The sequence below is a fragment of the Bacillus sp. BF2-3 genome (assembly GCF_008368795.1).
GTDB lineage: Bacteria > Bacillota > Bacilli > Bacillales > Bacillaceae_G > Bacillus_A > Bacillus_A cereus.
This window is the reverse complement of sequence record NZ_QOSA01000005.1, coordinates 149,568-165,307: the sequence shown is the minus strand read 5'-3', so window position 1 is coordinate 165,307 and position 15,740 is coordinate 149,568. Positions and strand designations below refer to the sequence as shown.

Genomic DNA, 15,740 nt, shown 5'->3' with positions numbered 1-15,740 from the left:
AAGCAAACGCTTTGCTTTTTATTATTTTCTGAGTTTATGAAATTATATCGAACACAACTTAAACATTTACAAACTTCACACAAACAGGCTCTGGCACAGCAACATCAGATTGTAAAAGTGTTAACTTACCTGTAGATTCATCTCTTGAAAATAACACAAGATTATGTGACTTTTCATTTGTAGCAACAAGGAACTTTTCAGTAGGATCTAATACAAAGTCTCTTGGCCAATTTCCTTCTGTAGATGTGTGTTCAACAAATGTAAGCTGACCTGAATTTTGATCTACGCTATAAACAGCGATACTATTATGACCACGATTACCTGCATATACAAAACGGCCGTCAGAAGAAATATGAATCGCACTTCCTTGATTATTTTCATCAAACTCTTCTGGAACAGTAGAAATATACTGTAATTCTGTAAAGGATCCTTCTGCAGGATTATAGGTTAACACAATAACCTCTGAACTAAGCTCCGTCATCACATATGCATACTTTCCATTCGGATGAAAAGTAATATGTCTTGGACCACTTCCTGGATTTACAGATAAACGATTCACTTCTGTTAATGTACTATCTTTTACTTCATACGTAATTATTTTATCTATCCCTAAATCAACGCCCACTACATATTTTTCATCAGGAGTGTACCCCGCGTAATGTGCATGTGGTTTTTCTTGTCTTTCTTTATTCGGACCTGAACCTTCATGTGCCATAATAGATGAAGCAGGATTTACAGTTCCATTTTCTTCATTTATTTCAAAAGACTCAATCGTTCCTTTATGGTAATTCGCTGTAACTACTGTATGATTTCCACTATCAACACTAATATGACAAGGAGAAGCACCTTCTACTACTTGTCTATTTTTCGCTTTTAGTTCTCCAGTATGACTATCAATGGAATACGCAGCTACACCGCCAGATTCGCCTTCCTTAACAACGGAATAGAGATATTCATTATTTCGGTTAATCGTTACATATGTAGGGTTATCCAGCTTAGCGGCAAGTGTTACATTACTAATTTTTTTTGCTTCTACATCTAGCGTAAATTTATATATTCCTTCGCTATTTTCTTTCGTGTAAGTTCCAACATATCCAATAAACTCTTTGTTATCCTTCATTTTCATAACCCTCTCTCCCTATATTTTTCGTTCATCATGCTTCTTAAAATATTTTATGTTGAAAGAGTATCCTAAAAAATCGGAGTACCTCTTTATACGTTACCATATTTTCTTGGTAACTAGCTTTTAAACCCACTTTTTTTGGTACGCTGCTATACTTTCATATTCTTCTTCCAATTGACGAGACAGACGAATATAGATTGGTGTTAAATCTTTATACTTTTCCACACTTTCCATGTTTGGTTCATGGTGGAAATTCGCACCTACCATTTCAGAAACTACATGCAACGTATCTACTTCACCTAAACTATATAAACCGAGGATTGCAGCTCCTAAGCAAGAGCTTTCAAAACTTTCCGGAACATATACGTCTTGATGGAAGATGTCCGCCATCATCTGTCTCCAAAGCTCCGACCTTGCAAAGCCGCCTGTCGCTTGAATTTTTTTCGGTTCGCCAATTAACTCTTTTAAAGCGAGAAGAACCGTATATAAATTATAAATTACTCCTTCTAAAACAGCACGGATAAGATGTTCTTTCTTATGATGCAATCCGAGTCCAAAGAAAGATCCTCGTGCATTTGCATTCCATAAAGGAGCTCTTTCCCCTGCTAAATACGGGTGAAACAATAAACCGTCAGATCCAGGATTCACTTTTGCTGCTATTTCAGTAAGTACTTCATATGGATCTTTCCCTAAACGCTTCGCAAGTTCAATCTCTGAAGTACCCAATTGGTCACGAGCCCATCTGAAAATCATACCGCCGTTATTCACTGGTCCACCGATTACCCAATGGTCTTCAGTTAACGCATAACAAAAAATTCTACCTTTTGGATCTGTTACAGGACGATTTGTTACAGCACGTATCGCACCGCTTGTACCAATTGTAACAGCCACAACACCAGGATCAATTGCATTTACACCTAAATTGGATAGGACTCCATCACTCGCTCCTACTACAAAAGGCGTAGAAACAAGTACATTCATCTCTTTGGCAAGCTCTTCATCTAATCCTGTTAAACTGTGCGTTGTTGGAACAAGCTTTGAAAGCTTTTCATCTGTAATTCCCGCAACATGTAAAGCCTCGTCATCCCATTTTAAAGATTTCAAATTAAACATCCCTGTTGCTGACGCTATAGAATAATCAATTACATACTCTTTATATAACTTGTAAAAAACATATTCTTTAATAGAAATGAATTTATAACTTTTTGCGAATAACTCTGCCTGCTCATTCTGTAGCCAAACTAATTTCGAAAGTGGTGACATCGGATGAATTGGTGTCCCAGTACGAAGGTAAATTTCATGACCATTCATATCATTCTTTATTTTCTCCGCCCAGCTTGCACTTCTATTATCTGCCCAAGTGATACATCTCGTTAACGGCTCTCCCTTTTCATCTACGGCAATGATACTATGCATTGCCGAGCTAAAAGAGACACAAAGAATATCACTTGGCTGTACACTACTTGATTGTATAGTTTCTTTAATCGTATTTATTACTGCACGAAAAATTTCTTCTGGGTCTTGTTCTGCTATTTCAGGTGTAGGAGAATATAAAGGATATTCAATTCCATGACTTGCAATAACAGATCCATCAGTAGAAAATAGAACTGATTTTGTACTAGTTGTCCCAATGTCTACACCAATCATATATTTTGAGCTCACCATTTCTTCCTCCTAACAAAAATCCCTACAGTATCCTAATCATATAAGAACCATAAAAATATATTTATTTTATCTGTTCATAACGTTATGTGCTAAAGTTGTCTCTCTCAATTCATATAAAAATATCCTTATTATTTTAAACAAACATATCGAGTAGTAAAACTCCTCCAAAAGCGATAAATGAAAGTAACGTTTCTAATACTGTCCATGTTTTAAATGTTTCTTTCACTGTTAACCCTAGGTATTCTTTTACCATCCAAAAACCAGCATCGTTTACGTGTGAAAACATTAATGCTCCTGCACCTGTTGCAATAACGAGTAACTCTAAATTCACACCTGTCGTATTTTCAACGATTGGTGAAACGATGCCCGCCGCTGTTGTTAAAGCGACTGTCGCTGACCCTGTCGCAATTCGAATTAATCCAGCTACTATAAATGCTAATACAATTGGAGATAGTGCTAAATGCTCAGACATTTGAGCAATAGCATTGCCTACACCACTATCGATAAGAATTTGCTTAAATCCCCCGCCGGCACCAATAATCGCAACAATTGAACCGATTGGTAATAAGCTATCTTCTGTTACCTTCTTAATAGCCTTTTTATCGATACCTTGGCGAAATCCAAGAAAATAAAACGCTGCAAAACATGCAATCAATAGTGCAATGATAGGACTACCGATTAATGTGACAGTCTTCATCAAAGTAGTAGAAAGAGGCACATAAGGAGCTGCTGCAGCTAAAACCATTAACATAACAGGTAACAAAATAACTAAAAATGAAACTCCTATTCCTGGTAATTTCGTTGATTTTGTATTTACACGAATCAATTCTGGCTCATTTTCAGGAATTACACGTTTGTGAATCCATTTCGCAAATATAGGACCTGCAATAATCGCTGCAAAAAATGTAATAATGAGTGAATACATTAGTACCTTCCCAAGATTCGCTTTATAAATACCAATTGCTACAATTGCCCCTGGATGCGGAGGAACAAGGCCGTGTACGACAGATAGCCCAGCAATTGCTGGTAATGCTATCAATAAAATATTTTGTTTCGTTGTTTTATGAATTGAAATTACTAACGGTAGTAATATTAAAATACCTACTTCAAAAAACACCGGGATTCCAATAATAAAACCTGCAATTAACATAGCCCATGGTAAGTTTTTTATCCCAAAGGATTTTATAAAGAACTCTGCCACCTGCATTCCAGCACCTGACTCTGCCATCATTTTCCCTAAAATTGTACCTAATACTAAAATACCTACTAAATGCCCGAGAACACTTCCAACTCCCGTTTCATAAGCACTTACTATTTTATCCATTGGCATTCCAGACATAATTGCTAAAAACAAACTTGCAATCGTTAAACTAATAAACGCATGCCATCTCCACCACGATACCCCTAAAATAACAATTACAATTGATAATAATGTAATAATTAAAAGGTACATATTCATACTCAATCCCCCTTTATGTAAACCCTTTCATAAATACTATATAATGAAAAGAACCTATATAGTTCTTACTTGAGTAAAAGATACCTTTTCATATTGCTATACGTTTAAAAGCATCTTCACATCATAATGATTTATATAAAAAGAATCTCCCTTATTAGAGATACACTATAACTCATCTCTCTAATAAGGGGATTTCTCTTTCATAATTATAATGTTATTTTGATAAACGCTTCGCGCGATCAATTTTTCCTTTTTTAAAAGTGAATGACACTTTCATCTCTGCTTTTTTCACGTAGTAAGACTACAAAATCAGGATCCAGTTTAAACGATGAAGTTACTTAGGATTTGTCCTCTCATGAAAAGCAATTTTCGGAAAGCACCTTCACTTTCATGCATTATAATTTAGGAGCTTTCGCCCAATCCGCAGCAAATTTCTCAATACCTTGGTCTGTTAATGGGTGCATAGCAAGTTGCTCGATTACTTTATAAGGGATTGTTGCAATGTGAGCACCTGCCATCGCTACACGAGTTACATGATCTGGATGTCTGACAGAAGCCGCAATAATTTGTGTATCTAATTGATGAACATCGAATAATTCAGCAATTTTAGCAACTAATAGTACACCATCTTCAGAAATATCATCTAAGCGTCCTAAAAATGGAGAAACATACGTTGCACCTGCTCGAGCAGCTAAAAGTGCTTGGTTCACAGTGAAAATAAGTGTAACGTTCGTTTTCACACCTTTTTCAGTAAGATAGCGACAAGCTTCTAATCCTGCTAGCGTCATTGGAAGTTTTATCGTGACGTTTTTATCGCCACCGTTAATTTTAATTAATTCTTCTGCTTGAGCAATCATTTCTTCAGCTGTAACAGCATCTGGCGTTACTTCTGCCGAAACAGACTCAACTTTAGGTACTGCCTGACAAATTTCTGCGATACGGTCTTCAAACTTAACGCCCTCTTTTGCTACTAAAGAAGGATTCGTTGTAACACCAGCTAAAACTCCAAGTTTATATGCTTTTTTTATGTCCTCAAGATTTGCAGTATCAATAAAAAATTTCATGATCAATTCCCTCCAGTTTTTAAACGTTGATGAGTTACATGTTTAATATGCTTATCCCGTAAAAGCCCGATTGATGTGGAATAAAGCCCCTACTTATTAAAGTTTCACTTTATTTCTTTTCTACTGCATGTCCGCCAAATTCATTGCGCAGAGCTGCTACAACTTTTCCTGTAAATGTATCATTGTCTAATGAGCGGTAGCGCATTAATAGAGACATTGCGATAACAGGAGTTGCTGTTTGAAGGTCTAATGCTGTTTCTACTGTCCATTTTCCTTCACCAGAAGAATGCATAACACCCTTAATTTCATCCAGTTTTGCATCTTTAGAAAATGCATTTTCTGTTAATTCCATTAACCAAGAACGAATGACTGAACCGTTGTTCCATACTCTTGATACTTTTTCATAATCGTAGTCAAATTCACTTTTCTCTAGAATCTCAAATCCTTCACCAATAGCAGCCATCATACCGTATTCAATTCCGTTATGAACCATTTTTAAGAAGTGACCACTACCAGCTTTTCCAGCATATAAGAATCCATTTTCTACAGAAGTATCGCGGAAGATAGGTTCAACGATGTCCCAAGCTTCTTGATCTCCTCCAATCATGTAACAAGCACCATTACGAGCGCCTTCCATTCCGCCAGAAGTTCCTGCATCCATAAAGTGAATGCCATCTTTCTTTAATTGTTCATATCGGCGGATAGACTCTTTATAATGTGAATTACCTGCTTCAATTAAAATATCTCCTTTTGATAAAAGTGGTGTGACCTCATCAATAACAGAATCAACAACAGCGTGTGGTACCATTACCCAAAGAATTCTTGGTGTTTGTAATGACTGAACAAGTTCACTTAAACTAGATGTACCTGTAGCCCCGTACTCTTTCATTTCTTCCACTGCACTTGCATTTAAATCAAATGCTGCTACTTCATGTTTATGATCCATTAAATTTTTCCCTAAATTTAATCCCATTTTACCTAACCCAATTAATCCTACTTGCATAATATAATTCCTCCTCAAATTATCTTTTATTAAAAATTCATATCACTACAATCTGGAATACCTTTCAGCACTGAAATGTTAGTATGTACAGAAAGGTATTCACAGTCATAGCTTAAGAATTCAACACATTTTTTGTAATTTGAACAACATTTTCTGTCGTAAATCCAAATAGATTCATGACTTCAGCTCCAGTTCCTGAAGCTCCAAATGTTTCAATTGATAGTACTTTTCCTTCTTGTCCTACATAACGTTCCCAACCTAGAGATACACCCATTTCAAGAGATACTCGTTTCGTTATAGAAGACGGAAGAACGGATTCTTTATATTCGTTCGATTGGCGATCGAATAACTCCCAGCTCGGCATTGCAACGATGCGAACAGAAACTTGATCTTCTTCTAATTTTGCTTTCGCACTAGTAGCTAAGGATACTTCAGAACCTGTCGCAATTAAAATTACATCCGGATTTTCATTCGTTTGTGTTAATACGTAAGCTCCTTTAGAGAGATTCTCTATGTTCGCTTTCGTTTCATTAAACACCGGTAAATTTTGACGGCTCAGTACTAAAACGACTGGACCATCCGTTTGCTGTAAAGCATACGCCCAAGCACTTGCTGTTTCATTTGCATCTGACGGACGGATAACTGTTAGACCAGGAATTGCTCGAAGCGCTGCCAATTGTTCAATTGGTTCATGCGTTGGACCATCTTCTCCTACAGCAATCGAATCATGTGTAAATACGTAAGTAACAGGTAACTTTTGCAGTGCAGCCAGTCGAATCGATGGACGAAGGTAATCATTAAATACAAAGAATGTACTTACGAAAGGTTTTACTCCTCCATGGAGAGCCAGTCCATTCGCTGCCGCGCCCATTGCGTGTTCACGTACACCGAAGTATATATTTCGTCCGGCATATGATTCTACTGCATATACTGCTTCACCTTTTATATCTGTCATCGTAGAATGAGAAAGATCCGCACTTCCACCGAAAATAGAAGGAATCGATTTCACATAATGATTAATAGCTTCCCCACTTGCAACACGAGTGGAAATCGTTTTTTCAATATCAAAGGATAGAATGTCTTTCGCTTCAATTAAAACATCACCTGTAATCGCTTTTTCTAATTCATCTGCTAGTGCAGGGTTCGACTCTCTGTATGAATTGAACTGCTCATTCCAGTCATTTTCTTTTTCAATACCTTTTTGTTTCAGTTCATTAAAATGAGCTTTTACTTCTTCAGGTACAAAGAAATCTTCCTCGTAACCCCAACCATACACTTGTTTTGTCGCTGTTGCCTCTTCTACTCCAAGCGGATTACCATGTGCTTTGTTCGTTCCAGCAACTTTTGGACTTCCATAACCTATAATAGTTCTAATTTCTATAAGAGTAGGTTGATCCGTATTTTCTTTCGCTGATTGAATAGCTTTTGTAATAGCATCGACATCGTTTCCATCTTCAACTCTTACATATTGCCAATGTACAGATTCTGCCCTTTTCTGAATATCTTCAGAGAAAGCAATGCCTAATTCACCATCAAGTGAAATTTCATTTGAATCATACAGTACAATTAACTTGCCAAGTTTCATATGTCCTGCCATTGACATCGCTTCATAAGCGACACCCTCCATTAAGTCACCATCTCCGACTAAAGCGTACGTATTGTGATCTATAATAGAGTGACCATCCTTATTGAACTTCGCTGCTAAATGAGCTTCTGCCATTGCCATTCCGACAGCATTAGCAATCCCTTGTCCTAACGGGCCTGTCGTCGCTTCAACTCCAGGAGTATGACCAAACTCAGGATGTCCTGGTGTTTTACTATTTAACTTTCTGAAGTTTTTCAAGTCATCAATTGAAACGTCATATCCAGCTAAATGAAGTAAGCTATACAGTAGGCTCGATCCGTGTCCCGCTGATAAAACGAATCGATCACGGTTAAACCATTTCGGATGATTAGGATTGTGATTTAAATGATTCGCCCATAATGCATAAGCCATCGGTGCTGCTCCCATCGGAAGACCTGGATGACCTGAATTTGCCGCATTAATAGCATCAATTGATAATGTACGAATTGTATTCACTGCTAATTGATTTATGTTTTGTGTCATAGTAATCGTCCCCCTACATGCTTTCATGAAAGAAAGTACTTATTTTTCCGTCTCTTGATCTAACCACCATTTAAATCCACTTTCTTGCAATAATTCATTAGACGCATCTGGACCATATGAACCAGACTCATATTCATGAAGTGGTAATAAGTTCTCCTCGAATGCTTCAAGAATTGGTTGTACCCATTCCCATGACAATTCAACTTCTCTCCAATGTGCAAAGAATGTAGCGTCTCCACTCACCGCATCATGAATGAGTCTTTCATACGCTTCAGGTACTCCCACATCCGCTTGCTCACAAGTAAAGTTAATACGCATCGGTTCAATTTCTCCATTTTTCAATGGATTTTTACTATTTAACTGTAATGAAACGTTCTCACCTGGACTAATTTCAATTATTAATAAGTTAGGTGCTGCATTTGGATTACTATCTTGATATTGCTGTTTTAACGTATTTTTAAATTCGATTACAATACGAGTAGACTTTTCTTTCATTCGTTTTCCTGTTCGTATATAAAATGGAACGCCAGTCCAAAATGGATTATCGATCCACAGGCGAGCAGCAACAAATGTGTCTATGTTAGAAGAAGGATTTACTCCTGGCTCCTCTTTATACGCTACAACTTGTCCGCCTTTTATTTCTCCTGAAACGTATTGACCGCGAACGATATGGTTTTGAACGTCTTCTTTTTTCACTTTACGAAGCGTCTCCATTACCTTTCGCTTTTCCTCTCGAATTTCACATGCATTAACCTTTTCCGGCAGATTCATAGCAGTCATCATTAATATTTGTAACATATGATTTTGAACCATATCTCGAATGGCTCCTGCCTGATCATAATATCCTGCTCTTTCTTCAACCCCAACTGTTTCACTAGCTGTGATTTGTACGTTCGCTATATGTTCTTTATTCCAAATAGACTGGAGAACAGGATTTGCAAATTCTAGTGCTTCAAGATTTTGAATCATCGGTTTACCTAAATAATGATCAATACGGTATATCTCGTCTTCTTCAAACGTGCGACTAAGTTTATCATTCAGCTCACGAGCAGATGCAAGGTCGTGCCCAAACGGTTTCTCAATCATTAGGCGTTTCCATCCATCCGTTTTATCAAGTCCGCTTTCCTTAATATTTAAAGCAATCGTCTCGAAAAATTCAGGAGCAACGGAAAGATAGAACATTCTATTACCTTTTATATGTAGCTCTTCTTCCCTTTCACGAACGACTTGTAATAATCTCTCATAGTCTTCCGGCTTACTCACATCTAATGGACAATAGCGAAAGTTATCTAAAAAAACTTCGAGTTCTGGAGTACCTTCTTCTCTATGACGGGAAAACGTCTCTATTGATTCTTTTATTCTTTCTTGAAAATCCACATGAGATACTTGACGTCTCCCAAGCCCGATAACGGATATTTGCTTTGGAAGCTTTTGATCTCTATATAAGTTATATAGTGCGGGGTAAATTTTGCGTTTCGCTAAGTCCCCTGTCGCTCCAAATAAAACAAAGGTCATTGATTCCAATTTCAGTCCCCCTCTTGTTGTATAATCCTTGTCAATATTTTAAAAATGAATTGTACAGAAGCCCCTGTTTTTATAAAAAAAACAAAGAGTTATCAAATTCCAATTCCTTTTATACCTTTCGCTTTCTAATTGTCCCCAATATTAATAGTGGCAATTCAAAGCACTTCTACCACAGATTACTTATTTATCGAACTCAACAAACAAATGTATATCCGATTACTTTTAGTAATTAAATAATCTTATGTCTAGTATATTAACCATATAAATTATTATCGTCAATAAAAATGTCTTGCATTACATACTATTTATTTCGTAATGCTTTTCTAAGTGTATTCCTAATTACCATTCATTTTCAAAGATAATGATTGATATAACAAATGTCAGTTTCATCAAAATCTTCAATCATTTTTCTATTAAACTCACGAGCAGACGTTACATGATAACCAAAAGGCTTCTCTATAATAAGACGGTTCAATCCTTTTGTAGCCCACAATCCACTTTCCTTAATATTTAAAGCAATGACATCAAATACTTCTGGTATAACAGATAGGTAAAACATGCGGTTTTCAGGAATGTTTAATTCTGTTTCACGCCTCTTTACAAGACGCAACAAATCTTGATAGTCCTCTATATTCGCTGTATTTAATTGACAATAACGAAATGTGCTAATAAATTCTTCTACTCCTAATTTATCATCAGTAGATCTTCTAGAAAATGTAGCAAGGGATTGTTCTACCTTTGTTTGAAATTCCACATCTGACATTACCCTTCTGCCGATACCGATAATCGAAATAGATTGTGGTATATTTTGATTACTAAATAGCTTATATAAAGCAGGATAAATTTTGCGTTTCGCTAAATCCCCTGTCGCTCCGGATAAAGTGAAACTTTAATCAGTGGGGGTTTTGTTCATCCCCACTGATTATTAGTTGAACCAATCGGGCTTTTACAGGCAGTTGCCCCCACCTAACTTCTATAATATCGCTGAATTTTGAGGTGGGGGTCTTACTGCCTGTTAATGCGGGGTAAAAGAAATGTCATTGAATCCATTTGTTCTCTCCCTTTTAAAACAATTGCTAGAATAGAATATATAAGTTCATTCGCTACTTAGCACAATACTGTCTCTAAAACCTCATACTTTACCAATGTTTCTTCAATACAATTTTTCCAAGAGCACGTTCTGACTCACTTATGTGGTGTGCTTTTTTTACACCTTCTACATGTAAAGGCAACACATGCGTGACAACAGGTTTAATCTTCCCGCTCTCAATTAATTCTGTAATAAGAGAAAGTTCATATCCGTTAGGTTCAGTAAATATATGGTCACTCTCAATATTTTTCTCTCTTGATATCTCGGTTTGCGGAATTTTCATACCTTTCGGACCATAAATAGACGCTAACTTTCCATTTGGTGCAAGTACTTTATAACTATTCTTTAGTACATCCCCACCTAACACATCAAATACAATATTGTAATTATGCAAAAGCAAAGAAAAGTCTTCCGTTTTGTAATCGACGACAGTATCAGCGCCTAGATCCTTTACAAATTGCATGTTTTTCGTACTAGTCGTAGTTGCAACATGTGCACCGAAACTTTTCGCTAGTTGAATAGCAAACGTACCTATCCCGCCAGATCCAGCATGAATTAAAACCTTATTACCCTTTTGAACATTAGCGAATTTCACTAAACTTTGCCAACTTGTCAAACCTACTAGAGGGATTGACGCCGCTTCCTCAAAAGATAGATTTCTCGGTTTTTTCGCTACATACTTCTCATCTACTGCCACGTACTCTGCATACGTACCATTTCGTTCAATATCTGGACGACTATATACTTCATCCCCCACTTTACATACTGTTACGTTTTTTCCTATAGCAGCAACTACACCTGCAACATCCCATCCTAAAACGAGCGGGAAGTCATAAGAAATTACGTCTTGAAGTAAACCCTCACGTATTTTCCAATCCACAGGATTTACACCAGCTGCATATACTTCAATCAGTACATCGTTGTCTTCCAATAGCGGTGTCTGCATTTCAATCTCTTGTAGTACACTTTTATCTCCATATTGCATAAGTCCTATTGCTTTCATTCTTTTCACTCCTTTACAAGGCTGGGAAATGCGGTAGCACTTCTTCTCCTAGCTCATCCAATACTTCGTCAGCTGGACGTTGACCATCAAATAGAGCAAGGAATAAATGATTCACACCAATACTTTTATATATATCAAGTAATTCAATTAGTGCCTTACGCCCTGTACGGTAACCTAAACGTATCGGTGTAGGACGTTCATTTGGATCTTCAGATAAATCTAAATGCATCGGTTGTATAAATGGTTTGAATACATCTGGATGATAATCCTCTACTAGTTCTCTCCATTGTCCAATTGCTCCCGCCTGATGCACCGGACTACGTGGATAATACATCCATCCATCTCCATGTTCAGCAAACCATTCCATATTTTGCTGACTAAAACCTGTAATAAAGGTTGGAACACGTTTAGACGGTTTTGGAACTAAATTCGCACCATGAACTTCTCCTAGTGTCGACTGGATAGACGGGAAGTTTTTATACAAAATTTCTTCCAAGTAAGCAAATGCTTCTCTAAACTTTTCACCTCGTGTTTCATGACTAACACCTAACGCTTTGAAATCGGCACGTCTGTCACCGGATGAAACGCCAAGCATAATTCTTTCTGGAAATAGTTGATCTAATGTAGCAATTTCTTTTGCTACACGCAATGGATGACGAAGTGACAACACTGTTGCCGACGTTCCAAATGCGATTTTCTCTGTCTTGCTTGCTAAATACGTCAAATAAATCATCATATCGTAAATTTGACCTGTTGCAGGATCACCAAAATCAGGGTCTTGCAGCAATACATCGCGAAGCCATACACCTGTAAAACCGTATTGTTCCGCTTTTTGTACTAACTCTACTTGTTTTTCCATCGTTGGAGCATGAAACTGATAATTTTCAATCGGAATGTGAACTCCTAACGTAAGTTGATCTTTCGCAAACATACGATTATATCCAAAATGGTTCGCAAACTTTTCCATGTGTTTCACTCACTTTCCCTCATTCATATAAACCTATACTTTTCATATTTCTTCTCAAAATTTATAAGCAACACTGCAACACCACATTGTTGCCGATTGTAATCGTTATAACTTTCTTTGTGCTACGAGTGTTATTATAAATCGGCCATAACATGAATAACAGTACGTACTTTAAAGTGATGTAGGCACTTTAAAGTACCTATACTAAGTGAGTAATAATAAATCATGCTGCAAAAATAACATCTACCCTTTCTTCAAAAAGCTTTACTGTTGCTTTTGCAAATACGTTTCATTATTTCACGTACTTTCCCTTTCTTTATATAAAATTGTTACTAACCAAATTCAAAATATTATACTTATTTTTCGTACTTTGCTATGCTATAACCACAAACAGGAGGTATAAACTATGAAAGCACAAATTATCCATTCTTTTGGGGGTTCATCTGTATTTCAATTAGAAGAAGTTTCAAAACCAAAACTTTTACCAGGTCATGTTCTAATCGATGTAAAAGCAACAAGTGTAAATCCAATCGATACAAAAATGCGTAGTGGTGCCGTTTCAGCAGTCGCTCCTGAGTTTCCAGCTATATTACACGGCGATGTAGCTGGTATTGTTATTGAAGTAGGAGAAGGTGTTTCGAAATTTAAATGTGGGGATGAAGTATACGGATGTGCCGGAGGTTTTAAAGAAACTGGAGGTGCACTTGCAGAATTTATGCTTGCTGATGCACGATTAATTGCTCACAAACCTAAAAATTTAACAATGGAAGCAGCTGCTGCTCTACCATTAGTTGCAATTACAGCTTGGGAATCTTTATTTGATCGTGCAAATATTAAACCTGGTCAAAATATTCTCATTCATGGAGCTACTGGTGGCGTAGGACACGTAGCCATTCAACTAGCTAAATGGGCAGGCGCTAAAGTTTTTACAACCGCTTCTCAGCAAAGCAAAATAGACATCGCCCATCGTCTAGGAGCCGACATAGCTATTAATTATAAAGAAGAATCTGTTCAAGAATATGTACAAAAACATACGAACGGAAACGGATTTGAAGTTATATTTGATACAGTAGGCGGCAAGAATCTTGATCATTCTTTTGAAGCTGCTGCGGTCAACGGAACTGTCGTAACAATTGCAGCTCGTTCAACCCATGACCTCTCTCCTTTACACGCAAAAGGACTCTCTCTGCACGTTACTTTTATGGCGTTAAAAATATTACATACAGATAAACGTGACGCTTGCGGGGAAATTTTAACTAAACTAACGCAAATAGTAGAAGAAGGACACCTTCGACCATTGCTAGATTCTAAACTTTTTACGTTTGATGAAGTTGCACAAGCACATGAATATTTGGAGTTAAATAAAGCAATTGGGAAAATAGTGTTGAAAAACGTTTGGTAACTTTCACTAAATAATACAAATAACAGCGGGATTGCTTCGCCTTATCTTTGTCTTAAGAGGCGTGCCACAATCTTAAAAGCTTTCCATCCTTTACAACAAGTAAAAAAAGAACAGCCGAATTTTTCTTATAGTAGAAAATTCGGCTGTTTGCATGTCGCAATTTGCTTTTTATATATTTCCATTAATAGATAAAATACAACTCATTTGCCTTACCATCTTTACCTTCAACAGAATATTATGTTGTTTTTAATTTTTTAAAACACACTACGTACTAATCCCCCGTCTATTCGCAACGCGGAACCATTAATTGCTGAAGAAAGTGGGCTGCTTAAGAACGTGACAAGATTGGCAATTTCTTCTGGTCGAATAAGTCTTTGAATAATAGAGGTTGGTCGATTCTCTTTCATAAATCGCTTCTCAGCTTCTTCTATTGTCAATTGCTCATTAGGATAAAGACTATTTAACATAGTCTCCACTCCTTCCGTTAAAGTCGAACCAGGCATTATAGTATTAACAGTCACATTCGTTCCTGTCGTCAGCTCAGCTAAACTGCGAGAAAGTGAGAGTTGCATCGTTTTAGTCGCACTATAGTGAGCCATTTCTTGAGATGGCATAATAGCTGCTTCGCTAGCAATAAAGATGACTCTTCCTTCTTTTCTTTCAATCATTTTTTTCAAGTACGAGCGAGTAAGTCGAACACCACTCATAATATTGACTTCAAACAATTTAAACCAATCTTCATCAGGGATATCAAAATATTCTACAGGTTCAAAAATCCCTAAGTTGTTAATAAGAATGTCTACTTCAGGGTACTTTTCAATCACATTTTGGCACCCTTGTTCTGTTCCTAAATCAGCTACTACAGGTTGAAGAATAGCATCCGGATACTGCGCTCGAATTTCGTTTATCGTTTGATTAACATTTTCTTCACGGCGTCCATTAATAAGTACAGTAGCTCCTTCCGCTACTAATGAAGTGGCAATTGCTTTTCCAATCCCTGCCGTAGATCCAGTAACCAGTGCTGTTTTTCCTTTTAATTGCATATGCATATAGATCCCTCCAAATTCATGTGCTACATGATTGACTTACGTTGGAATAAATAATTACGTTTATATTGTGGTTCACTTCTCTTATCTTTAACAGAAAATAAGCAGATCCACCCTTTTTTCGAAAGAGTATAAACGAAAATTATGTAGCTATTGGACTCTGTACGGAATTAAAAATCGAAATTATTATCATTTAGATCTACTCGATAATTCTGATTCTAATCATTGTCATGTTAAAAAATCACATCAACAGCAGAGTAAAGCTAAAACCAACTAATAAATACCAT

At 36.8% G+C, this 15,740-nt stretch carries 11 protein-coding genes and 1 pseudogene; 1 reads left to right on the top strand and 11 read right to left on the bottom strand.

From position 1 onward, the window contains the following. Nucleotides 1–58 precede the first annotated feature (58 nt). From DN401_RS05245 to DN401_RS05195, 10 genes and pseudogenes are all read right to left on the bottom strand, one after another. A complete protein-coding gene (locus tag DN401_RS05245; protein WP_000782261.1) occupies nucleotides 59–1,126 on the bottom strand; it encodes a lactonase family protein in 1,068 nt (355 codons plus the stop codon). A gap of 120 nt (nucleotides 1,127–1,246) precedes the next feature. Next, nucleotides 1,247–2,788: a gluconokinase gene (gene gntK / locus DN401_RS05240; protein ID WP_100655053.1), complete on the bottom strand. Its 1,542-nt coding sequence runs from the start codon at nucleotides 2,786–2,788 to the stop codon at nucleotides 1,247–1,249. 133 nt (nucleotides 2,789–2,921) lie between these two features. After that, the gene (gntP, locus tag DN401_RS05235; protein WP_001057599.1) at nucleotides 2,922–4,247 is read right to left on the bottom strand and encodes a gluconate permease GntP; all 1,326 of its coding nucleotides are present in this window, start codon (nucleotides 4,245–4,247) and stop codon (nucleotides 2,922–2,924) included. A gap of 395 nt (nucleotides 4,248–4,642) precedes the next feature. After that, nucleotides 4,643–5,311: a fructose-6-phosphate aldolase gene (gene fsa / locus DN401_RS05230; protein WP_000667692.1), complete on the bottom strand. Its 669-nt coding sequence runs from the start codon at nucleotides 5,309–5,311 to the stop codon at nucleotides 4,643–4,645. Between the two features lie 109 nt (nucleotides 5,312–5,420). Further along, entirely contained in the window at nucleotides 5,421–6,314 is an 894-nt protein-coding gene (gene gnd / locus DN401_RS05225) for a phosphogluconate dehydrogenase (NAD(+)-dependent, decarboxylating) (RefSeq protein ID WP_001195914.1), read from the bottom strand. 112 nt (nucleotides 6,315–6,426) lie between these two features. Continuing rightward, nucleotides 6,427–8,421: a transketolase gene (gene tkt / locus DN401_RS05220; RefSeq protein WP_063220399.1), complete on the bottom strand. Its 1,995-nt coding sequence runs from the start codon at nucleotides 8,419–8,421 to the stop codon at nucleotides 6,427–6,429. Between the two features lie 39 nt (nucleotides 8,422–8,460). Beyond that, nucleotides 8,461–9,945: a glucose-6-phosphate dehydrogenase gene (zwf, locus tag DN401_RS05215; protein ID WP_000445365.1), complete on the bottom strand. Its 1,485-nt coding sequence runs from the start codon at nucleotides 9,943–9,945 to the stop codon at nucleotides 8,461–8,463. Nucleotides 9,946–10,297: 352 nt separating this feature from the next. After that, nucleotides 10,298–10,834, bottom strand: a pseudogene (locus tag DN401_RS05210) (glucose-6-phosphate dehydrogenase); the annotation flags it as partial. 250 nt (nucleotides 10,835–11,084) lie between these two features. Next, nucleotides 11,085–12,038 carry an NADP-dependent oxidoreductase gene (locus DN401_RS05200; protein WP_000643793.1) on the bottom strand — a complete coding sequence of 318 codons (954 nt, stop codon included), beginning with the start codon at nucleotides 12,036–12,038 and terminating at the stop codon, nucleotides 11,085–11,087. Nucleotides 12,039–12,051: 13 nt separating this feature from the next. Then, the gene (locus DN401_RS05195; protein WP_002195683.1) at nucleotides 12,052–13,005 is read right to left on the bottom strand and encodes an LLM class oxidoreductase; all 954 of its coding nucleotides are present in this window, start codon (nucleotides 13,003–13,005) and stop codon (nucleotides 12,052–12,054) included. Nucleotides 13,006–13,411: 406 nt separating this feature from the next. Here DN401_RS05195 and DN401_RS05190 point away from each other — a divergent pair, with 406 nt between their 5' ends. Continuing rightward, the gene (locus tag DN401_RS05190; protein ID WP_149287619.1) at nucleotides 13,412–14,407 is read left to right on the top strand and encodes a zinc-dependent alcohol dehydrogenase family protein; all 996 of its coding nucleotides are present in this window, start codon (nucleotides 13,412–13,414) and stop codon (nucleotides 14,405–14,407) included. A 254-nt stretch (nucleotides 14,408–14,661) separates the two neighbouring features. Here DN401_RS05190 and DN401_RS05185 read toward each other — a convergent pair whose 3' ends face one another. Beyond that, nucleotides 14,662–15,456, bottom strand: coding sequence for an SDR family NAD(P)-dependent oxidoreductase (locus DN401_RS05185; protein ID WP_000551092.1), 795 nt, complete (start codon nucleotides 15,454–15,456; stop codon nucleotides 14,662–14,664). Between the last annotated feature and the right edge of the window lie 284 nt (nucleotides 15,457–15,740).

Coding starts and splice junctions, on each gene's coding strand:
- DN401_RS05245 (WP_000782261.1), bottom strand. CDS start 1,126: ATGAAAATGAAGGATAACAAAGAGTTTATTGGATATGTTGGAACTTAC.
- gntK (WP_100655053.1), bottom strand. CDS start 2,788: ATGGTGAGCTCAAAATATATGATTGGTGTAGACATTGGGACAACTAGT.
- gntP (WP_001057599.1), bottom strand. CDS start 4,247: ATGAATATGTACCTTTTAATTATTACATTATTATCAATTGTAATTGTT.
- fsa (WP_000667692.1), bottom strand. CDS start 5,311: ATGAAATTTTTTATTGATACTGCAAATCTTGAGGACATAAAAAAAGCA.
- gnd (WP_001195914.1), bottom strand. CDS start 6,314: ATGCAAGTAGGATTAATTGGGTTAGGTAAAATGGGATTAAATTTAGGG.
- tkt (WP_063220399.1), bottom strand. CDS start 8,421: ATGACACAAAACATAAATCAATTAGCAGTGAATACAATTCGTACATTA.
- DN401_RS05200 (WP_000643793.1), bottom strand. CDS start 12,038: ATGAAAGCAATAGGACTTATGCAATATGGAGATAAAAGTGTACTACAA.
- DN401_RS05195 (WP_002195683.1), bottom strand. CDS start 13,005: ATGGAAAAGTTTGCGAACCATTTTGGATATAATCGTATGTTTGCGAAA.
- DN401_RS05190 (WP_149287619.1), top strand. CDS start 13,412: ATGAAAGCACAAATTATCCATTCTTTTGGGGGTTCATCTGTATTTCAA.
- DN401_RS05185 (WP_000551092.1), bottom strand. CDS start 15,456: ATGCATATGCAATTAAAAGGAAAAACAGCACTGGTTACTGGATCTACG.